19 protein-coding genes are annotated in these 21,557 nt (G+C 54.6%); 13 read left to right on the top strand and 6 right to left on the bottom strand.

The genetic code is table 11. The features are described 5' to 3' along the window. The first annotated feature begins 5 nt into the window (after window positions 1–5). From QNN88_RS16995 to cobO, 4 genes are all read left to right on the top strand, one after another. Window positions 6–1,313, top strand: a complete 1,308-nt coding sequence (locus QNN88_RS16995) for a dicarboxylate/amino acid:cation symporter (RefSeq protein WP_414241254.1) — start codon at window positions 6–8, stop codon at window positions 1,311–1,313. Window positions 1,314–1,459: 146 nt separating this feature from the next. Next, entirely contained in the window at window positions 1,460–2,461 is a 1,002-nt protein-coding gene (gene glsA, locus QNN88_RS16990; RefSeq protein ID WP_414241253.1) for a glutaminase A, read from the top strand. Between the two features lie 64 nt (window positions 2,462–2,525). Next, window positions 2,526–4,178, top strand: a complete 1,653-nt coding sequence (locus QNN88_RS16985; protein WP_414241252.1) for a class I fumarate hydratase — start codon at window positions 2,526–2,528, stop codon at window positions 4,176–4,178. Window positions 4,179–4,187: 9 nt separating this feature from the next. Continuing rightward, window positions 4,188–4,790: a cob(I)yrinic acid a,c-diamide adenosyltransferase gene (cobO, locus tag QNN88_RS16980; protein ID WP_414241251.1), complete on the top strand. Its 603-nt coding sequence runs from the start codon at window positions 4,188–4,190 to the stop codon at window positions 4,788–4,790. A 53-nt stretch (window positions 4,791–4,843) separates the two neighbouring features. On the opposite strand, the gene QNN88_RS16975 is transcribed toward cobO, so the two are convergent. Further along, window positions 4,844–5,752: a LysR family transcriptional regulator gene (locus tag QNN88_RS16975; RefSeq protein ID WP_414241250.1), complete on the bottom strand. Its 909-nt coding sequence runs from the start codon at window positions 5,750–5,752 to the stop codon at window positions 4,844–4,846. Between the two features lie 405 nt (window positions 5,753–6,157). Here QNN88_RS16975 and cobA point away from each other — a divergent pair, with 405 nt between their 5' ends. Continuing rightward, the gene (gene cobA, locus QNN88_RS16970) at window positions 6,158–6,937 is read left to right on the top strand and encodes a uroporphyrinogen-III C-methyltransferase (protein WP_414241249.1); all 780 of its coding nucleotides are present in this window, start codon (window positions 6,158–6,160) and stop codon (window positions 6,935–6,937) included. Here cobA and QNN88_RS16965 read toward each other — a convergent pair. After that, entirely contained in the window at window positions 6,916–7,809 is an 894-nt protein-coding gene (locus tag QNN88_RS16965; protein ID WP_414241248.1) for a PocR ligand-binding domain-containing protein, read from the bottom strand. The two genes, cobA and QNN88_RS16965, sit on opposite strands and share 22 nt — an antisense overlap. Before the next feature lie 371 nt (window positions 7,810–8,180). On the opposite strand from QNN88_RS16965, the gene otnK reads away from it, so the two are divergent. The 8 genes from otnK to QNN88_RS16925 are packed head-to-tail and all read left to right on the top strand — an operon-like array spanning window position 8,181 to window position 14,953. After that, window positions 8,181–9,446, top strand: a complete 1,266-nt coding sequence (gene otnK, locus QNN88_RS16960; RefSeq protein ID WP_414241247.1) for a 3-oxo-tetronate kinase — start codon at window positions 8,181–8,183, stop codon at window positions 9,444–9,446. Beyond that, window positions 9,443–10,087, top strand: a complete 645-nt coding sequence (locus QNN88_RS16955; protein WP_414241246.1) for an aldolase — start codon at window positions 9,443–9,445, stop codon at window positions 10,085–10,087. The genes otnK and QNN88_RS16955 overlap by 4 nt, the downstream gene beginning before the upstream one ends. Before the next feature lie 9 nt (window positions 10,088–10,096). After that, window positions 10,097–10,903 carry a DeoR/GlpR family DNA-binding transcription regulator gene (locus tag QNN88_RS16950; RefSeq protein WP_414241245.1) on the top strand — a complete coding sequence of 269 codons (807 nt, stop codon included), beginning with the start codon at window positions 10,097–10,099 and terminating at the stop codon, window positions 10,901–10,903. Beyond that, window positions 10,884–11,660, top strand: coding sequence for a hydroxypyruvate isomerase family protein (locus tag QNN88_RS16945; RefSeq protein ID WP_414241244.1), 777 nt, complete (start codon window positions 10,884–10,886; stop codon window positions 11,658–11,660). Before QNN88_RS16950 ends, QNN88_RS16945 begins: the two co-directional genes overlap by 20 nt. 36 nt (window positions 11,661–11,696) lie before the next feature. Then, the gene (locus QNN88_RS16940; RefSeq protein WP_414241243.1) at window positions 11,697–12,506 is read left to right on the top strand and encodes a 3-keto-5-aminohexanoate cleavage protein; all 810 of its coding nucleotides are present in this window, start codon (window positions 11,697–11,699) and stop codon (window positions 12,504–12,506) included. Between the two features lie 24 nt (window positions 12,507–12,530). After that, window positions 12,531–13,874, top strand: a complete 1,344-nt coding sequence (locus QNN88_RS16935; protein WP_414241242.1) for a bile acid:sodium symporter family protein — start codon at window positions 12,531–12,533, stop codon at window positions 13,872–13,874. A gap of 6 nt (window positions 13,875–13,880) precedes the next feature. Beyond that, window positions 13,881–14,300 (top strand): GlcG/HbpS family heme-binding protein, encoded by a 420-nt coding sequence (locus QNN88_RS16930; RefSeq protein ID WP_414241241.1) that lies wholly within the window; start codon window positions 13,881–13,883, stop codon window positions 14,298–14,300. Continuing rightward, a complete protein-coding gene (locus QNN88_RS16925; RefSeq protein WP_200081795.1) occupies window positions 14,297–14,953 on the top strand; it encodes an aspartate/glutamate racemase family protein in 657 nt (218 codons plus the stop codon). Before QNN88_RS16930 ends, QNN88_RS16925 begins: the two co-directional genes overlap by 4 nt. 165 nt (window positions 14,954–15,118) lie before the next feature. On the opposite strand, the gene sucD is transcribed toward QNN88_RS16925, so the two are convergent. From sucD to sucA, 4 genes are all read right to left on the bottom strand, one after another. After that, on the bottom strand, window positions 15,119–15,988 hold the full coding sequence (sucD, locus tag QNN88_RS16920) for a succinate--CoA ligase subunit alpha (protein WP_005122544.1): 870 nt from the start codon (window positions 15,986–15,988) through the stop codon (window positions 15,119–15,121). After that, window positions 15,988–17,154 carry an ADP-forming succinate--CoA ligase subunit beta gene (sucC, locus tag QNN88_RS16915; protein WP_042320639.1) on the bottom strand — a complete coding sequence of 389 codons (1,167 nt, stop codon included), beginning with the start codon at window positions 17,152–17,154 and terminating at the stop codon, window positions 15,988–15,990. The genes sucD and sucC overlap by 1 nt, the downstream gene beginning before the upstream one ends. A gap of 115 nt (window positions 17,155–17,269) precedes the next feature. Next, a complete protein-coding gene (odhB, locus tag QNN88_RS16910; RefSeq protein ID WP_044256556.1) occupies window positions 17,270–18,490 on the bottom strand; it encodes a 2-oxoglutarate dehydrogenase complex dihydrolipoyllysine-residue succinyltransferase in 1,221 nt (406 codons plus the stop codon). A gap of 14 nt (window positions 18,491–18,504) precedes the next feature. Further along, entirely contained in the window at window positions 18,505–21,306 is a 2,802-nt protein-coding gene (gene sucA / locus QNN88_RS16905; protein WP_414241240.1) for a 2-oxoglutarate dehydrogenase E1 component, read from the bottom strand. Window positions 21,307–21,557 lie beyond the last annotated feature (251 nt).

The following is a 21,557-nucleotide window of genomic DNA, read 5'->3' as shown; positions in this document are numbered from 1 at the left end:
TAAACATGAAGAAAATAAGTCTAACAAAAATGATCATATTAGGCCTGATACTCGGCATGATTGCCGGGGTGGCTATTAATAATATGGCATCGGCTGATACAGCAAAATCGTATGCGCAGGATATTTCTATTTTCACCACTATATTCTTACGTATGGTGAAAATGATTATCGCGCCGTTGGTTATTTCAACCCTGGTTGTCGGCATCGCAAAAATGGGCGATGCGAAAACGTTGGGTCGTATATTCTCGAAAACTTTTTTCCTGTTTATTTGCGCTTCGCTGCTGTCGATTGCGCTGGGTCTGGTGATCGTCAACCTGTTCCAGCCAGGCGCGGGCATTAACTTTGTTGCCCATGACGCCGGGGCTGTGGCGGCCGTTCAGTCAGAACCGTTCACGCTGAAAGTATTTATTTCTCACGCCGTACCGACCAGCATCGTTGATGCGATGGCACGTAACGAAATCCTGCAAATCGTCGTGTTCTCAATCTTCCTCGGCTGTAGCCTGGCGGCGATTGGCGAGAAAGCCGAGCCGATCGTGAAGGTGCTCGACTCTCTGGTTCACGTCATGCTGAAACTGACGGGCTACGTCATGCTGTTTGCCCCGTTAACCGTATTTGCCGCCATCTCCGGGCTTATTGCTGAACGCGGTCTGGGCGTGATGGTCAGCGCAGGGATCTTCATGGGTGAGTTCTATCTCACGCTGGGTATGCTGTGGGCGATCCTCATCGGTCTGTCCACGGTGATTGTCGGTCCGTGCATCAGTCGTCTGACGAAAGCCATCCTCGAACCGGCACTGCTGGCGTTCACCACGTCCAGTTCTGAAGCCGCGTTCCCTGGTACTCTGGATAAGCTGGAGAAATTCGGCGTCTCGTCCAAGATTGCCAGCTTCGTGCTGCCTATCGGGTATTCGTTCAACCTCGTGGGTTCAATGGCCTACTGCTCGTTTGCCACCGTCTTTATCGCGCAGGCGTGCAATATTGAGCTGAGCATGGGCGAGCAGATCACCATGCTGTTGATCCTGATGTTGACTTCCAAAGGCATGGCGGGCGTACCGCGTGCTTCGATGGTGGTTATTGCCGCTACCCTTAACCAGTTCAACATTCCGGAAGCCGGTCTGATCCTGCTGATGGGCGTCGATCCGTTCCTCGATATGGGCCGTTCTGCAACCAACGTGATGAGCAATGCGATGGGTGCGGCGATTGTCGGTCGCTGGGAAGGCGAGCACTTCGGTTCAGGTTGCCGCGGAACCGCACCGGCCAAAACGCCGGAACAGGAACGCCCTGCCACTGAGCCGTCAGAAGTGGCAATGTCCTGACAGCGAAAGGACGACTCATTGTAGGCCGGATAAGACGCGCCAGCGTCGCCATCCGGCAATGATGCCGCGTTTACGCCGGATGCCGGCGTAAACGCCTTATCCGGCCTACGGGATAGTTTTTCCTACAACACCACCGGGAATGCACAATGAATAAAGCAATGATCGGCGTGAGTCTCTTTACTTTCAGCGTTTTGTTTAGCACCGCCACGCTGGCGCAACCCGCACCGGACTATGCTGCGTTAGTCGAACAGGCGCACCAGAAGTACCAGAGTAACCACGACGGAAAAGTCGCCGACTACATCCCTGCCCTTGCCGCTTACAGCCCCAACAACTTCGCAATAACCCTCGCTACCGTTGACGGCAAAATTTACCAGGCCGGGGACGTCGAAAAAGCGTTTCCGATGGAGTCGCTGAGTAAAGTCTTCACCCTCGCGCTGGCGATGGAACAGCGCGGACCGCAGGAGGTGCTGGATAAACTCGGCGCCAATGCCACCGGCCTGCCCTTTAATTCCGGCCTCGCCGTCGAACTCACGAAGGGCGCGCCAGAAAATCCGCTGGTCAATGCGGGCGCGATGAGTACCGTCAGCCTGATTGAGGCGAAAGATAAAGCCGACCGCTGGAACAAAATCCTCACCAACCTGAACGCCTGGGCTGACGCCACGCTCACGGTCAATGAACCGGTGTTCAGGTCAGAAATGGAGACCAACCAGCACAACCAGGCGCTGGCGCAATTAATGGCATCGTATAACAGCTTCTACGGCGATACGCAGGAAGCCGTGGAGATTTACACCCGCCAGTGTTCGGTGGATATCACCGTTGAGCAGCTCGCCAAAATGGGCGTGGTGCTGGCCAATAAGGGGAAATCACCGTTCAACGGCAAACAGTTACTGAATGAACATTATGTGCCGCAGGTGCTGGCGGAAATGGCCATCGCCGGCCTCTATGACGGCAGCGGCAAATGGCTCTACACCGTCGGTATTCCGGCGAAAAGCGGTGTTGGCGGCGGGATGGTCGCGGTAGTGCCGGGACAATACGCTATTGCCGTTTACTCACCGCCGTTGGACAGCGCCGGGAATAGCGTGCGCGCCCAGCAGACCATTGAGTATGTTGCCCACGCCACGCAGGCCAACCTTTTTATCGCGCATTAACCTGTAGGCCGGAGAAGGCGAAACGCCGCCATCCGGCGAAAAATCACGAGAGGCGAGAAGTCAAATGTCTAAACCCTTTGTCTGGCAAGAACTCTTTGTACAAAGCAAAGAGAGTACGGAATACGAATTACTGAGCAATCAGCATATTACGGTGACTGAGTTAGAGGGCGAAGAGGTCATCAAAGTGGCGCCGGAAGCATTAACGCTATTGGCTCAACAGGCATTCTATGAAGCCTCGTTCTTCCTGCGCACCGGACATTTAAAGCAGATCGCCAGCATCCTGCACGATCCGCAGGCCAGCAGTAACGATAAATATGTCGCGCTTCAGCTACTGCGTAACGCAGAAGTCTCGGCGAAAGGGGTGCTGCCTAACTGCCAGGACACCGGCACGGCGACTGTGGTCGCCAGTAAAGGGCAGCAGATCTGGACCGGTGGTGATGACGCCGAAGCGCTCAGCAAAGGGATTTATACGACCTTTAAAGAAAATAACCTGCGCTATTCGCAAAACGCCGCGCTGGATATGTATACCGAGGTAAATACCGGCACCAACCTGCCAGCGCAAATTGATATCAGCGCCACGCCGGGTAACGAATACCGCTTCCTGTTTGTTAATAAGGGCGGCGGCTCCGCCAACAAAGCGGCGCTGTTCCAGGAAACCAAATCGATCCTGCAACCGGAAAAGCTCACCGCCTTTCTGATTGAGAAGATGAAATCGTTGGGCACGGCAGCCTGCCCGCCGTATCACATTGCCTTTGTGGTCGGCGGTCTGTCCGCTGATCAGGCGCTCAAGGTCGCCAAACTGGCCTCAACCAAGTATTACGACAACCTGCCCACCAGCGGCAACGAGCTGGGTCAGGCGTTTCGCGATACGGCGCTGGAGTCCACGCTGCTCAATGCCAGCCGTGAATTTGGTATTGGCGCACAGTTTGGCGGCAAATATTTCGCCCACGATATTCGTGTGATTCGTCTGCCGCGTCACGGCGGTTCCTGCCCGATAGCGATGGCCCTCTCCTGCTCCGCCGATCGCAATATCAAAGCGAAGATCAACAAACACGGGATCTGGCTGGAAAAACTCGAGCATAACCCAGGCAAATTTATCCCAGAATCCAGCCGCATTGAGAACAGTGCGCAAAGCGTCACCCTGGATCTGAACCGCCCACTGCGCGAGATCATGCATGATTTATCCGCTCTGCCGGTCGGCACGCGGCTTTCGCTGAACGGCCCGATTGTCGTCGCCCGCGACATCGTGCACGCCAAACTCAAAGAGCGGCTGGACAACGGCGAAGCGATGCCCGAATACATGAAAAACCACATTGTCTACTACGCCGGTCCGGCTAAAACGCCGGATCAAATGGCCTGTGGTTCACTCGGGCCGACCACCGGCGGGCGCATGGACGGTTATGTCGATGCCTTCCAGGCCGCAGGCGGTAGCCTGATCATGCTATCAAAAGGCAACCGCAGTCCGCAGGTGACCGACGCTTGTCATAAACATGGCGGCTTCAACCTCGGCAGTATCGGCGGCGCCGCAGCTTTGCTGGCACAGCAATATGTGAAAAGTCTGCACTGTCTCGAATATCCCGAGCTGGGAATGGAAGCCGTCTGGATGATGGAAGTTGAAAACCTGCCAGCCTTCGTGCTGGTGGATGACAAAGGAAACAACTTCTTCAGTCAGTTTGAGCAACAACACCGTTGCGCAAGCTGCCCTGCAGGTCATTAAGGAGTCAGTATGCAAGCGCGAGCCAATGGCGACCGTCATCGCCAGCGTCAGCAAAAGCTGAAGGAACAGGTTGATATCCGCGTGGCCGCGGCCACCGAGCAAAAAGGGATTTTGATCGTTTTCACCGGTAATGGAAAAGGAAAATCCACAGCAGCTTTTGGCACTGCCACGCGCGCGGTGGGGCACGGTAAAACCGTTGGCGTCGCGCAGTTTATCAAAGGCCAGTGGGATAATGGCGAATACAACACCCTGCATCCGCTGGGCGTTGAGTTCCACATTATGGGCACCGGATTTACCTGGGAAACGCAAAACCGCGAGGCGGATATCGCGGCGGCGCAGGCCGTCTGGACAGAGAGCAAGCGCATGCTGGCGGATGCGCATTACGATCTGGTCGTACTGGATGAACTCACTTACATGCTGGCGTATCACTACCTTGATACAGATGAGGTGATTGCCGCCATCCGGGAACGTCCGGCGCAGCAGAGTGTGATTGTCACCGGACGGGGTTGTCACGCGCAGTTGCTGGAGCTTGCCGACACGGTGAGCGAACTGCGCCCGGTGAAACACGCATTTGACAGCGGTATCCAGGCACAGGCCGGAATTGACTGGTAGTGGCGTTATTGCCGGATTGCGCATGCGCTAATCCGGCCAACTGTTCTCCGCCATCAGCGTTCCAGCGGTGACACCACCGATTTTTGCAACAACCACTCGCGGAAGACCTGTAAATGTCGGGATTCCGCTTTTTCTTCCCGCCAGGTCATGATGAAACGATTACCCGTACGCATGGGGACATCGCAGGGGATCACCATGTCGCCGTTGTCCAGATCGTGCTGGATCGCAAAGCGCGGGAGCAGCGCAACCCCGAGATTAGACCGCACCGCCGCGATCAGCATCGACAGCAGATCAAAGCGCGGGCCTTTGTTGGCCAGTGGGCTACTGACATCCGACAGGGCGAACCACTCTTGCCAGCCGTTAATTCGCGTACTTTGATGCAGTAGAGGAAACTCATTGAGCAACTCTTCAACCGCCAGTTTCTGATTAGGCTGTGACAGCAGGCTACCGCTACAGACCGGCAGAATTTCCTCTTCGAACAGATACTCCACTTCTGACCACGGTGAACAGAAGTCTTCCCGCATGATAGCCGCATCATATTCCCGGTTGAGAAAATCACCCATGTTCGCCAGCGAGTGAATATTGACGATAATATCAGGGTTAAGTTTGTTGAATTCACGCAGATTGGGGATCAGCCAGTGGGTGCTGAACGTCGGATTGACCGCCAGTTCAATGACTTCCACTGTGGGCTGCCAGGTCATTATGGTGTTGGTATCTCGCTCAAGTTTATTCAGCGTTTCCTTAACAATGCTCAAATAATGCTTACCGGCCGCGTTTAAAAAAATCCGCTTTTTGGCATGACTAAATAATTCTGTATGCAGAAAATCCTCAAGCGCATTCACCTGGCGAAATACGGCACTTTGCGTTAATGCTAACTCCTCCGCTGCACGTGTATAACTTTCATGACGTGCCACCACTTCAAACGTCACCAGTAATTCAGTCTTTGGTATCTTTCCTCTCATAACGTCTTCCATATGCCGCGTACAAAAAAAGTTTAATTTATAAAAAATAAATGCAACCGACTCCCGATTAGCCCGAAAGTTATATTTTATTTCCTACCTGGATGTCATTGATCCACTCCATGATTTAATCAAACAGGAGGCGAACAAATAATGACCAATAATACGCAAGGCGGGACATAAACACAATTTAAATAAGGTTATTTTGCGACAAATAGCGCCAATAAGTTCTTAATAATTTTTCAAGATAACTTGTTTATCGGAGAAAAAACTTTGCGGGTTTAATCAATATTATTTACTTCTTATTTCAGGAGAATTTAGTTCACTAAACGATAAGCAAACGATGGCGTTTTTCCATCCGCTTTTACACTTTTTACTGTTTTTCCCGACAATAATTAAGGACGACATATGAAAAATTCCGGAAAAGTCTGGCTGGTTGGTGCAGGTCCTGGTGATATCAGCTTACTGACCCTCAAAGCCCTGCAATGCATTCAACAGGCTGATGTGATTATTTACGATCGGCTGGTCAATCCCAAAATACTTGAGTGGTGCCCGGCGAGCTGTACCTGTATCAACGTCGGTAAACATCCGGGCTATCATTGTGTCCCTCAGGAGGAGATCAATGCCCTGCTTATCCAGCATGCACAGACGCATCGCAACATTGTGCGCCTGAAAGGCGGCGATCCTTACGTATTTGGTCGTGGTGCCGAAGAGGTGGAGTGTCTGGTCGAGGAAGGGATTGCCTTTGAAGTGGTGCCTGGCATCAGTTCTGCCATTGGCGGGCTAGCCTGCGCCGGGATCCCGGTGACCCACCGCGACATGGCATCAGGTTTTCATGTTGTGACGGGACACACTCGTGAAGGCAACCAGCAGCAGGACTGGCGTCAGCTCGCGAAGCTTAACGGTACGCTGGTGATTGTCATGGGGATCGCAAATCTGCCGTTTATCTGTGAAGAACTGCTGATGGGGGGCAAATCACCGGACACCCCCGCCGCCGTTGTGATGTCAGCCACCCGCGAAAATCAACGGCGCTTAACCTGTACGCTCGGTACATTACTGACGAAAGCGCAGGAAGCGAATATTGTACCGCCGGCACTGATTGTCATTGGCGATGTTGTACGACTGAGCGACCGGCTCTCTTTTATTCCAGAGGTGATGGAACACGACTACAGCGAAAGTTGTTCATGACGGAATGACTGCGGAGAGGTCTGGTGAGCCGCCCGGAACACCCGACAAAAGTAGCTGGTCTGCGCATACTGAAGTTTCCGGGCGATGCTGTCGATAGAGTGCTTAGGATCGCGCAGCAACTCGCTCGCCCGCTGCATTTTTTTCTGGTTCACCCAGGTTTTAAAATTCACGCCCTGCCGTTTCTTAAAGAAGCGACTGAAGTAGTTAGCACTCAGACACACGTGCGCAGCCACCGACTCCAGCGTCAGTTCCTCGTATAAATGCTCATCGATATAGCGCAGCGCGGCGACCAGTTTCTTTTCATGACGTGAAAGTTCCATTGCCGACATGCGCAGATCGCTCAACTGTACATCGGCGGTGCCTCGCGTTGTACTCTGGATCGGATTGATATTATTAATAATAAAACTGAGCAGGTTTGCTGCCGCCACCAGATGATTATTTTCTACAATGGCAACCTGATTCCACGCGGATTTAATTTTGGCATCGAAAACCCACTTTCTGTCGTCATCAATGACAATAGTTTTATATTCCGGATACTTTGCGCGCACCTGTCCACAAATAATAAATCCCAGCAAATGCCCCTGCCGAATTAATGGCATAGAGAAAAAACTCAACCCTGCATGGCAACTGAGTATTTTTGTTTTATCTTCTTTCAGCCCCTCGAAAGCGCAATATTTATCACATTTCTGACAACTTTTTTGGTATTGCGGATCGGCACGCAGTAATGAGCAGAACGAATTAAAATTATGACAGGCGGAGATTTCCCGACCATGAATGTCCACCACCACGGCAGCGAGCCCGGTCGCCTTAGAAAATACCTCTGCCAGTGAATAATAAGTGTGTAAGACATCGTCCTGAATATACTGAGGCACGTTACGTTTCCCCCATTTTCTGAATAACGAGGCTACTATGCAAAATTTGTCCAGGTGAAAAAATGACCCTGGCCGCAAAAAATAATCTCATTTATTCAGGTGATTATGATCAAATTGCAAGAGCGAGTCCCTTCTGCTCAACATCTTTCCGCTGGCTGCTATGACAACTTTTCCCAAAGATTAACGAATCTTCACATCCCGCTGTGAGTGACATTTCAAAGCAAATAATCATTTTATTTATTATTTTCAATTTGTTATCAAAAATTCATACAGTTTTATGATGTGCTTATTTGTGAGAATCATCATGTGAATGTGAAACGCCCTCCTGAATAATAGGCTCAATGACAAGACAATCTGAACGGAGTGGATGTATGCCCGTCACGACAGGTGTTATCGCCGACGACTTTACTGGCGCAACGGATATAGCAAGTTTTATGGCCGAGCAAGGCTGGAGGGTCGCGCTGCTGCCCGGAATACCAGACGCCGCACAGCCGTGGAATGAAGAGGTCGACGCGATTGTCATCTCGCTGAAAAGCCGTTCTCTCCCGGCTGACCAGGCCATCGATCAATCATTACGCTGCTGGCAATGGCTGCACAACACGGCACGTGCGCGGCAGATTTACGTTAAATATTGCTCCACCTTTGATTCCACCCCCGCCGGGAATATCGGTCCGGTGAGCGATGCGCTGATGGAAGCGATGCATGCGCCGTACATCGTTCATTGTCCTGCGCTACCGCAAAACGGACGGACGGTGATACACGGCCATCTGTTCGTGAATGGCGTATTGCTGAATGAATCCGGCATGGAGAAACATCCACTCAACCCGATGACCGATGCGAACCTTATTCGCCTGCTCACGGCGCAAACTACCAACACCGTCGGGCGCATTAACCTCAGCACGATTCTAAAAGGTGTGGAAGCGGTCACTCACGCGCTGGACCGCTGCCAGTCTGAAGGTGTACGTCACGTGATAGTGGATACCTTTAGCGAAGCCGATCTGCAGACCCTCGCTCAGGTCTTGCGACACACGCCGCTGCTGGCGGGCGGTTCCGGCCTGGGCGGCGCACTGGCCGCGTGTGCCTCCTCACAGCACAGGCAGGAGGCGGTACATTCTTTCCCGCAGCCGACAAAAACAGTCGTCTTTTCAGGAAGTTGTTCCACCATGAGCAACCGCCAGGTGAATCGCTATAAAGCACAGGCCGCGTCCCTTGCCCTCGACGTGGCGCGCTGCCTGACAGATGCAGAGCATTACAGCGATGAGTTGTCGCTTTGGACAATGGCTCATGTCGATGACGCGCTCGCACCGCTGATTTACGCCACCCAGCCGCCGGAAGCGCTGAAACGTATTCAACAGGAGTACGGCGAACAGCGCGCCAGCCGGGCGATTGAGCATACCTTTGCCAGACTGACGGCCAAACTGCAGGCCGCGGGCGTAAATAGTTTTATCGTCGCCGGCGGCGAAACGTCCGGCACCGTGGTGGAGGCGTTACAGGTGACGCGACTGACGGTCGGCAAAGCCATCGCACCCGGCGTGCCGTGGGTGTTTTCTGCCGAGCCGCCGCTCGCGCTGGCGCTGAAGTCAGGCAACTTCGGTGACGAAGAGTTCTTTTTCACCGCGCAGGAGTCTGCATCATGAGTGAGCTTAACGAACAACAACTCCGCGAACAGCTGGTGCATTACGGTCGCTCCCTGTTTATGCGCGGCTTCAGCAGCGGTGGTTCGGGCAACCTGAGCGTAAAACTGCCTGACGGTGGCTATCTGGTCACGCCGACCAACTCCTGTCTGGGCGAACTGGATGCCGCGACGCTCAGCAAGCTGGATGCTAACGGCGTTCATCTCAGTGGCGATAAACCGTCGAAAGAAGTGCCCATGCACCTGGCCTGGTACCGGCATCGTCCGACCTGCGGCGCGGTGGTTCATCTGCACTCGCCGTGGCTGACCGCCCTTTCCTGTCTGCCGTGCAGCACGCCGGAAAACTGTCTACCGCCGTTAACGCCATACTACGTGATGCGCGTGGGGCAACTGCCGCTTTTACCCTATTTCAAACCCGGTCATGAGGGTATCGCCAGCGCACTCAGTGAAATTGCGGCTGACCATACTGCGGCGTTACTGGCCAATCATGGCCCGGTAGTCAGTGGCCGCTCACTCCGTGAGGCGGTGTTTAATGCCGAAGAGCTGGAAGACAGCGCCCGCATCTGGCTGACTTTAAAACCACTCGGCTACGCGCCGCTAACGGCGGAAGCAGTCGCTGAACTCGAACAATCCCGGCGAGCATGAGGTGAGAAGATGATCCCCGAACAACGACGTGATTTTATCTACCGCTACGTGCATGAAAAAAACGTCGCCTCGTTTAATGAGCTGGCGGATCTGATGAGCGTGTCGCACATGACCGTGCGCCGCGATATTCAGTTGCTGGAAGAAGAAGGCAAAGTCATCTCGATCAATGGCGGGGTGAAACTCAACAATTTGCTGAAATCGGAGCTGCCGTGGCGGGAAAAGGCCGAGCTGCATCATGACGTGAAACGACGGATGGGGCAACTTGCCGCCATGCTGATAGAGCCAGGGCAAACGTTGTATCTCGATGCGGGAACGTCGTTGTTTGAAGTGGCAAAAGCCGTCGCCGCCAGCCACTGCTTCAACCTGACGGTGGTGACCAACGATTTTTCCATCAGCCACTACCTGATGGATATGCCGCACATCACGCTGTATCACACCGGAGGACTGGTGGATCAGCGCAACCGCTCATGCCTTGGGAAAAGCGCCGCCAGTTTTCTGCGCACGATAAACATCGACGTGGCGTTTCTCAGCTCGTCCTCGTGGGATACCGAACGTGGAATGTCGACCCCCAGCGAAGGCAAAGCCTCGGTGAAAGAGGCGGTGCTCACCGTCTCCCGCCGTCGGGTGCTGGTCTGTGACAGCAGTAAATTTGGCAAATACGGGATGTTCCACATCTGCTCGCTGGATCAACTGACCGACATTATTTCGGATACCCACTTGCCCGACGCGGCGCAGGACACCATTGCCGGCCAGGGCGTAAAACTGCATCTGGTGGATTGCCGGGAGGGAACGCACCATGCTGAAGTTAGCGGCTAACCTCGACTGGCTGTTTTGCGAATATCCCATTGCCGGGCGATTTCAGGCGGCAAAGGCGGCGGGATTCCACGGTGTTGAAGGACTGTTTCTCTGGCAGCAACCGCTGGATGTTTTGCTGGCGGCGCAACGGGATACCGGTCTGCCGGTGGTGTTGATGAATGCCCCGGCAGGTAACTGGCAGGCAGGCGAGCGCGGACTGGCATCCCTGCCGGGCCATAACGAGGCGTTTCATCGCAGTCTGCTGATTGCCCGCGACTACGCCACGGCGTTGGGTTGCCGCAAGGTGCACGTCATGGCCGGATTGCGCGTGAATGGCCTTTCCGCCAGCACCCAGCGTGAACAATTAATCGCCCGACTGCGTATCGCCTGTGATGTTATGGTCGAGGCCGGAATCGACGTGCTGATTGAACCGTTAAACCCAGAGGATATGCCTGGTTATTTCATTGATAGTTTTCCACTGGCCGAAAGCCTCATTAATGACGTGGCCAGAAATAATATCGGCTTACAGTTTGATATTTATCACTGCCAAAAAATACACGGTAATGTTGCGCACCTTATTGAACGCTATTTACCGATAATAAAACACTTTCAGATTGCTTCCGTGCCGGGTCGCCATGAACCCGGCACGGGAGAATTAAACGAAACATGGCTTTTTAATTTTATTAAGCAAACAGGTTATCAGGGCTGGATAGGTTGTGAATATAAACCGTCAACACCAGGGCCCGAATCGTTAATCTGGATGACACCGTACTTATAATTTTAATATCTCTGTACCGGAAAACCGGAGGAACCTATGTCGGATACTGTTATTATCTCGCTGGCACCCGTTGCCGCGGATTGTCCCCGCGTTATACCTGAAGAACTGGCGCAGGAAATACTGGCAAGCGTCGAACATGGTGCTGCCATCGTGCATTTACACGTTCGCGATAAGCAGGGTCGCCTGACGCCGGACACCACCGATTTTCAGATGACGATCGACCACGTCATGCGCCATTCCAACCTGATTATTCAGGCCTCCACCGGCGGTGTCTCCTCTATGTCGATTGCCGAACGCTGCGCACCGCTGGACTGTCCCGGCGTTGAAATGGCCTCGCTGAATGTCGGCTCTGTTAACCTCGGCGATGCCGTGTACGTTAATCCCGGTCCGGACGTCGAATATTGTTCACAACAAATTATCCAGCGCGGCATTATCCCGGAATTTGAAATTTTCGAAATTGGCATGATTAATAACATCCTGACGCTGGAAGAAAAAATATCGTTCAAGAAACCGATGTTGTTCAATATTGTCCTCGGACACCGTGGAAGTTCACCGGCGACGGTAGATGCATTAATTGCCTTGCGCAGTATGATCCCACGCGACGCCTTATGGGGAATTACCCATTTTGGCCGCAAGAATTTCGATATTATTGCAGCAGCAGTCGGTATGGGCGCCAGTGAAGTGAGAATTGGTTTTGAAGACAGCGATTATTTAAGCGCCGAAGAAAAAGCTCAGCATAATTATCAGCAGGTTGCCAAACTCGCCACGCTGATTCGCAGTATGGATAAAAAGGTCGCCACGCCGGATATTGCGCGGCAAATGTTAGCGATTCCACCTCGGCAGTAATAACGAGAGAAAGGACATTTCACCATGACTATCACAACCGTTATTCACAAAACCGGACTGGGCGTCTGCATAGCCGGTGGCGCACTGGCGGCAATTGGCGCGCTGATGCAGTCTCCCGCCCTCTGGCAGCCGGGGCTGGTGATGCTGACGACAGGGTTCGCCGCAGGCGCGGGCTACTGGACAAATCTTCGCAGCTACCAGTTCACCCTGTGGATCATCGCAGGCTTTGTCGCGGCGATGACCTGGTCAACCGATCTGATCGTCTGGGGCGGATTCAACATCACCCATAAATGGATCGTCTTTTTAGTGATCCAGGCGACCATGTTCAGTATGGGCACCAAACTCACGATTCAGGACTTTATCGACGTCGCTAAAATGCCCTGGGCAGTGTTCATCGGCACCTTCTGTCATTTCGTCATCATGCCTCTGCTCGGCCTGAGCATCACGCTGATCTTTGACTTTCCGCCGGAAGTGGCGGTAGGGATTCTGTTGATTGGTTCTTGTCCCAGCGGGCTCTCCTCCACCGTTATGGTGTATATCGCCAACGCCAACCTGGCGCTGGCGGTCTCTATCGCCGCCGTCTCAACGCTGGCGGCGACGGTCATGACCCCGCTGTGGGTGAATCTGCTGGCAGGTTCAATGATTGACATCCAGCTCACGGCGATGGTGATGGACGTCGTGAAAATTGTGCTCATCCCGATTGGCGCCGCGATTTTACACGACTATCTGAAAACCTATGCCGGCGTGCAGGGACGTCGTACCGTGCAAATTCTCGCCGGGATCAGCGCCGTCTGGCTGCTGTATATGATAGCCGGCGGCTGGGACGCGCTGTTTGGACTCGCCAGCGCCGACGCGCAAATGTATGCGGTGGTGCTGAATTTTGTGGCGGGCGGGATCATCTGGGCGCTGTTCTATAACTGGCTGTACGGACGCGTGGACGGCGTTAAGAAGATCATGCCGACCATCTCAATGATGGGCATCATTTTCTTCACCACCACGGCGGCAGCGGCCGGGCGCGACAACCTGGTTCAGGTCGGCTTTCTGCTCTGCTTCGCCATGCTGATGCACAACCTCGGCGGCTTCCTGATTGGCTATCTGATGAGCCGCTGGGTCTTCCGCATGGATGTCCAGTCAGCGCGGACGGTGGCCTTCGAAGTCGGTCTGCAAAACGGCGGTATGGCGTCGGGTCTTGCCGCCGCGATGGGCAAACTGGCCACCGTCGGTCTCGCCTCTGCGGTTATGACGCCACTTGGCAACGTCAGCGGGTCGTTATTGGCGAACTACTGGCGCAAAAAAGATGCCCGGCACGCGGCCCTGAGCCAGACCACGCCTGCTCAGCCAGTATCAGAACCTCTGTCAAAAGGATAACTCACCATGATGACTTTAACCCTGCAACAGGCACGACGCGCGGTAGATTTCGCACTCGATCTCGCCGACACCCGTTATGCGCAACGTCCGCTCAGCGTGGCAGTCTGCGACGCCCACGGCGAGTTGCTGAGCTTTGCCCGTATGGATAACGCCAGACTCTTGACCATTGAGCTCACGCAGCGCAAAGCGCGCACCAGCAGCCGTTTAGGCTGCAGCACACAGGCGTTTTTACAGCGCCTGCAAAAAGAGTCTCTGGAGATCAGCTACTTTGCTGACCCACGTTTTACCGCGCTGCCCGGCGGCATACCGATTCTTCACAACGGTAAATGCCTGGGGGCTGTTGCGGTTGGTGGACTGTCCGCCCAGGAAGATCACGATGCGGCCATGGCCGTTGCCGAATGTTTGCTCAAGGAGATCGAAGAATGAAAAAGATCGCTATGCTTCACACCAGTTCCGCCACGCTCGCCATGATGCAGCAACTGATCGGCGACATCATGCCAGAAGCGGACGTGATGCACCTGGTCGAAGAGTCGATGATTAAGCAGGTGATGAAGGCCGGAGGCGTGACGCCGAACATTGCGGCACGTATTGCCGACTACGTCCACATAGCCGAAAAAGCGGATTGCGAGATTTTCATTACCGCCTGTTCGTCTATTGGCACGGCGGTGGAGCAGTGTCAGTTTATGACGCCGCTGCAACTTGCCCGTATCGACTGTGCGATGGTGGAAAAAGCCATTAGCCTGGGTGAGAACATCGCCGTGCTGGCCACCGTCGCCACCACGATGAAACCGACGCTGGAGTATGTGCAACGCAAAGTGCAGGCCAGCGGTAAGCAATGTACGGTGACGCCGATATTGATGGAAGAGGCCTTCCATGCTCTGCTGGCGGGCGATATGGAAACTCACGATCGCATCGTCAGCGAAGGATTGCACAGCGCGTATAAACAGGCTGATGTGGTCATGCTGGCGCAAGCGTCGATGGCGCGTGTTTTGCAGCAGCTTCCGTCTCCGCCCGTCCCGGTGATGACCTCTCCGGAAAGCGGTATCCGTTGGCTGAAAACGCTGGCTGAAAGCGCATAGCCCATCAAGTCAACACTCCCCCGTAGGCCGGATAAGCGCCAGCGCCATCCGGCAAACAGACAGGCAAAAAAAAGGCCATCATCAGATGGCCAACCATGTCGAAAATGGACCAGCCCTTTCCCCTGCATCACGGGTAAATGCAGGGGTTGGGCTGTTTTATTGCTTTTACTTAATGACGGCTTTCAGCGCTTCGCCGATATCGGCCAGGCTGCGAACAGTTTTCACACCAGCGGCTTCCAGCGCTGCGAATTTCTCATCCGCAGTCCCTTTACCACCGGCGATAATGGCGCCTGCGTGACCCATACGTTTGCCTTTCGGCGCGGTCACACCGGCAATATAACCAACCACCGGTTTGGTCACGTGATCTTTGATGTAGGCAGCCGCTTCTTCTTCCGCGCTACCGCCGATCTCACCGATCATCACGATCGCTTCGGTCTGCGGATCTTCCTGGAACAGCTTCAGGATGTCGATGAAGTTAGAGCCAGGGATCGGGTCGCCGCCGATGCCCACACAGGTGGACTGGCCGAAACCGTAATCCGTGGTCTGCTTAACCGCTTCATAGGTCAGCGTACCGGAACGGGAGACAATACCCACTTTGCCAGGCTTGTGAATGTGACCCGGCATGATGCCGATTTTGCATTCGCCCGGGGTGATAACACCCGGACAGTTCGGCCCAATCATGCGTACGCCAGCTTCATCCAGTTTCACTTTCACGGTCAGCATATCCAGCGTCGGGATACCTTCGGTGATGGTGATGATGAGCTTAATGCCTGCGTCGATGGCTTCCAGAATAGAGTCTTTGCAGAACGGCGCCGGCACGTAGATAACGGTCGCGGTGGCGCCCGTCGCTTCTACGGCTTCACGCACGGTATTGAACACCGGCAGGCCCAGATGCGTGGTGCCGCCTTTACCTGGCGTTACGCCGCCAACCATCTGCGTACCGTAGGCAATTGCCTGTTCGGAGTGGAATGTCCCCTGGCTACCGGTGAAGCCCTGGCAGATAACCTTGGTATCTTTATTAATTAAAACTGACATTATTTCCCCTCCACTGCGGCAACAACCTGCTGAGCTGCATCCGTCAAACTTTTCGCTGCAATAATATTCAGGCCGCTGTCAGCCAGTTTCTTCGCGCCGAGTTCGGCGTTGTTGCCTTCCAGACGAACCACTACCGGAACGTTAACACCCACTTCCGCTACCGCGCCGATGATGCCGTCTGCGATCAGATCGCAACGCACGATACCGCCGAAGATGTTAACCAGGACCGCTTTCACGTTATCGTCGGAGAGGATAATTTTGAACGCTTCGGTGACGCGCTCTTTGGTTGCGCCGCCGCCCACGTCGAGGAAGTTCGCCGGTTCGCCGCCGTGCAGCTTAACGATGTCCATGGTGCCCATCGCCAGACCTGCGCCGTTAACCATGCAGCCGATGTTGCCATCCAGCGCGACGTAGTTCAGTTCCCACTGCGCTGCCTGCGCTTCGCGCGGGTCTTCCTGAGACTGATCGCGCATTTCACGCAGATCCGGCTGGCGGAACAGCGCGTTGCCGTCAGCGCCCAGTTTGCCGTCGAGGCAGATCAAATCGCCCTGTTTGGTGATAACCAGCGGGTTGATTTCGATCAGCGCCAGGTCGCGCTCAAGGAAAATGGTCGCCAGGCCCATGAAGATTTTGGTGAACTGCTGAACCAGTTTACCTTCCAGACCCAGTTTGAACGCCAGCTCGCGTCCCTGATACGGCATTGGGCCGGTCAGCGGATCGAGCGCCACTTTGTGGATCAGGTGCGGGGTTTCTTCCGCCACTTTTTCAATTTCAACGCCGCCTTCGGTGGATGCCATGAAGACCACGCGACGAGAGCTACGGTCAACGACCGCGCCCAGATACAGCTCTTTATCGATATCGGTCGCGGCTTCCACCAGAATCTGGTTGACCGGTTGACCATTGGCGTCTGTTTGATAGGTCACCAGACGTTTGCCCAGCCAGTGTTCAGCAAACGCGCGAATTTCTTCTTTGCTTTTTACGACTTTCACACCGCCCGCTTTACCGCGGCCGCCTGCGTGAACCTGACATTTTACTACCCACGGACCCGCACCGATTTTCGATGCCGCTTCTTCAGCTTCACGCGGAGTAGTACAGGCATAACCCACCGGCGCCGGTAAGCCATAGCGGGCAAAAAGTTGTTTTGCCTGATATTCATGTAAGTTCATGTGTTCTGTCCATCCTTCAGGTAATCGTTATCTTTAAACCCGTAGACCGGCGTGGTGCTTGTGCCGGATGGCGCTACGCTCATCCGGCCTACGAGGCAGGTGATACTCTTGTTTACTACACGTCCAATAGCAGACGAGTCGGATCTTCCAGCAGTTCTTTGATGGCCACCAGGAAGCCCACGGATTCGCGACCATCGATCAGACGGTGATCGTAGGACAGCGCCAGATACATCATCGGCAGGATTTCGACCTTGCCATCTACCGCCATCGGACGATCTTTAATCGCGTGCATGCCAAGGATCGCGCTCTGCGGCGGGTTGATGATCGGCGTGGACATCAGGGAACCGAACACACCGCCGTTGGTGATGGTGAAGTTACCGCCCGTCAGATCTTCCACCGTCAGCTTGCCGTCACGACCTTTGATAGCCAGCGTCTTGATGTTTTTCTCGATGTCAGCCATACCCAGCGTATCAACGTCACGCAGAACCGGAGTCACCAGACCGCGCGGCGTGGACACCGCCATGCTCACGTCGAAGTAGTTGTGATACACCACGTCGTCGCCGTCGATAGAGGCGTTCACTTCCGGATAGCGTTTCAGCGCTTCTACTACCGCCTTCACGTAGAAGGACATGAAGCCCAGACGGATACCGTGGCGTTTTTCAAACGCTTCACCGTACTGCTTACGCAGATCCATGATCGGTTTCATGTTGACTTCGTTGAAGGTCGTCAGCATGGCGGTGGAGTTCTTCGCTTCCAGCAGACGCTCGGCAACGCGTTTGCGCAGACGGGTCATCGGTACGCGTTTTTCGCTACGTGCACCCAGGGCTGGCTGTGCAGCAGGGGCTTCTGCCGGTGCTTTGGCCTCGGCTTTCGCCGGAGCTTTAGCCAGATGCTTATCCACATCTTCACGGGTGATACGACCGCCCACACCGGTGCCTTTGATCGCACTGGCGTCGAGGTTGTGCTCAGCCAACAGACGACGGATCGCCGGGCTCAGCGCATCGTTATTTTGCTCTTCCAGAGAAGCCTGCTGACGCTGCGCCGGGGTAGACGCTTTTTCTTCAGACTTAGCGCTGGTTTCTTTACCCGCGCTATTGCCTTCACGCAGGCGACCGAGGATCTGGCGCGAGGTCACGGTGGTGCCTTCGTCTTCCAGAACCGCATCCAGAATGCCGTCCGCTGATGCCGGTACTTCCAGTACCACTTTGTCAGTTTCGATTTCTACCAGCACTTCGTCACGAACCACCGCATCACCCGGTTTTTTGTGCCAGGTGGCTACAGTCGCGTCCGCTACGGACTCAGGCAGGTCGGGAACAAGAATATCTACGCTACTCATTATGTATCCTTTAATTAATCGACGTTCAGCGCGTCATTGACCAGATCTTGTTGCTGTTTCTGGTGAACGGACATATACCCTACCGCCGGAGAGGCGGAGGCCGGGCGACCTGCATAACGCAGAGCGGACCCAAATGGAATCACTTCACGGAAATGATGCTGGCTGCAGTACCATGCGCCCTGGTTGAGCGGCTCTTCCTGGCACCAGACAAAATCATGTACGTGAGCGTACTGTTTCAATACGTCCTGCATCGCCTGATGCGGGAACGGATAAAGCTGTTCGATGCGCACGATGGCGACATCTTTCTGATTGTTCTTGCGACGCTGTTCCAGCAGATCGTAATAAACCTTACCAGAACACATCACCACGCGCTTCACGCCTTTCGGATCGAGGTCATCCACTTCACCGATGGCCGGCAGGAAGGTACCGTTAGCCAGTTCGTCCAGGCTGGAGATGGCCAGCGGATGACGCAGCAGCGATTTCGGCGACATCACCACCAGTGGACGACGCATCCCGCGCAGCGCCTGACGACGCAGCATGTGATACACCTGAGCCGGGGTAGACGGTACGCACACCTGCATGTTCTGCTCGGCGCAAAGTTGCAGATAACGTTCCAGACGCGCGGAGGAGTGCTCCGGACCCTGTCCTTCGTAACCGTGCGGCAGCAGCATCACCAGGCCACACATCCGGCCCCATTTCTGCTCGCCAGAGGAGATGAACTGGTCGATAACCACCTGCGCGCCGTTGGCGAAATCACCGAACTGCGCTTCCCAGATGGTCAGGGTGCGCGGTTCCGCTGTGGCATAGCCATATTCGAAAGCCAGTACCGCTTCTTCAGACAACACGGAGTCCCAGACGCGGAAGGAGCCCTGTCCGTTGTGGACATGCTGCAGTGGTGTCCAGGTCGACCCGTTGGTCTGGTTGTGGATCACCGCGTGGCGGTGGAAGAAGGTGCCGCGACCGGAGTCTTCACCAGACAGGCGAATCGGGATCCCTTCGTCAACCAGCGTAGCGTAAGCCAGCGTTTCTGCGCCGCCCCAGTCGAACGGTTTTTCCCCGTTCGCCATCAGTTGGCGGTCGCCGTAAATTTTGGCCACACGAGACTGCATCTCAACGGTTTCAGGCACCGTACTGATGCGTTTCGCCAGTTCCTGAAGGCGTTTCATTTCAACCTTGTTCGGATACGCTTCATCCCACTCGTGGTTGAGGTACGGCGACCAGGTAAAGGAGTGCATGTTCATTGGACGCCACTCTTTCACCACGCATTCGCCCGCGTCCAGCGCGTCGCGATACAGGTTGACCATTTCGGTGGCATCTTCCAGCGTCGCGACTTTATCCGCTTCCAGCTTATCAGCATAGATCTTGCGCGGGGTCGGATGCTTTTTGATTTTCTGATACATCAGCGGCTGGGTTGCGCTCGGCTCGTCAGCTTCGTTGTGGCCGTGACGGCGATAGCACACCAGGTCGATGAAGACATCGCGTTTGAAGGTATTGCGGAAATCCAGCGCCAGACGAGTGACGAAAGCGACCGCTTCCGGGTCATCCGCATTCACGTGGAAAATCGGTGCCTGTACCATTTTACCGATATCGGTGCAGTACGGGGTGGAACGTGCATCCAGAGGGTTAGAGGTCGTAAAGCCCACCTGGTTGTTGATCACGATGCGAACGGTACCGCCCACTTCGTAACCCCGCGCTTTCGACATGTTCAGGGTTTCCTGAACCACGCCCTGCCCGGTTACCGCGGCGTCGCCGTGAATGGTGATTGGCAGCACTTTGTTGCTGCTGGGTTCATCCAGACGATCCAGACGCGCACGCACCGAACCGATTACCACCGGGCTGACGATTTCCAGGTGCGACGGGTTAAACGCCAGCGCCAGGTGAACCAGACCGCCTTCGGTTTCGATATCGGACGAGAAGCCCATGTGGTACTTCACATCGCCAGTGCCGAGGTGTTCTTTATGTTTGCCCGCAAATTCGTCGAACAGATCCTGCGGTTTTTTACCCAGCACGTTGACCAGGACGTTCAGACGACCACGGTGCGCCATACCCAGCACCACTTCACGGGTGCCGCTGTTGCCGGCGTGACGGATCATCTCTTTGAGCATCGGGATTAACGCATCGCCGCCTTCCAGCGAGAAGCGTTTCGCGCCAGGGAATTTGGCGCCCAGATAACGCTCCAGGCCTTCGGCTGCGGTGAGTTCGCTCAGGAAGCGTTTTTTCTCTTCGCTGCTGAATGCCGAGCGACCGGATTCGATGCGCTGTTGCAGCCAGCGTTTCTCTTCGGTGCTGGTGATGTGCATGTACTCAGCGCCAATCGGGCCGCAGTACGTTTGTTTGAGCGCGGAAATCAGCTCGCCCAGCTTCATCGTCTCTTTGCCGCCGGCAAAAGAACCTACGTTAAAGCTTTCCTGGAAGTCGGCCTCTGTCAGATCGTGGAAGGAGGGATCCAGATCGGCAACAGTGTCTTGCTGCCACAGTCCCAGCGGATCGAGATTCGCATGCTGGTGACCACGGAAGCGATAAGCGTTGATGAGCTGCAGGACTTTAACCTGCTTCACATTGGTGTCAGGGTCGGAAATCGAAGAAGAGTAACGCGAGGCATCCTTCGCCAGACGACGGAAATAATCACGCGTTTTTGAATGGAATTGATCCGGTTTGACTCCCGTACCAGGTAACTGCTGGAACGTCGAACGCCAGTTAGCGTCTACCGAGTCAGGATCGGTTAAGAAGTCTTCATAGAGCTGTTCTATCCAGCTCTGGTTTGCGCCAGAGAGGTAAGAAGAGTCCAACCAGGCTTTCAAAGCGCTGTTCTGCATCGTGATCCCTTAAGCATTTGTATGCTTACTTCGCCGTGGATACTACCACGCACAGTGATGTGCGTGCCGGGGTTCACTTGTTACGGACTGTCGTGTGATCTGCGTCCGCTAAGGAACCTTTAAAAACTGTCTAATAATCGTCGTTGTTCAGGCTGCGACTGCGTTGCACCCGTCTCTCACCCCGGTCACATAGTGAACTATGCTCCCGGTGATTCGTTCCGCTCGCGCCTTGTCTCGCGCTGAACATCTCG

This window comes from Citrobacter sp. ANG330, assembly GCF_047467925.1.
Taxonomy (GTDB): domain Bacteria; phylum Pseudomonadota; class Gammaproteobacteria; order Enterobacterales; family Enterobacteriaceae; genus Citrobacter_A; species Citrobacter_A amalonaticus_G.
Note: the sequence above shows the minus strand (reverse complement) of the source record. Positions and strands in the feature narration are given on the sequence as shown.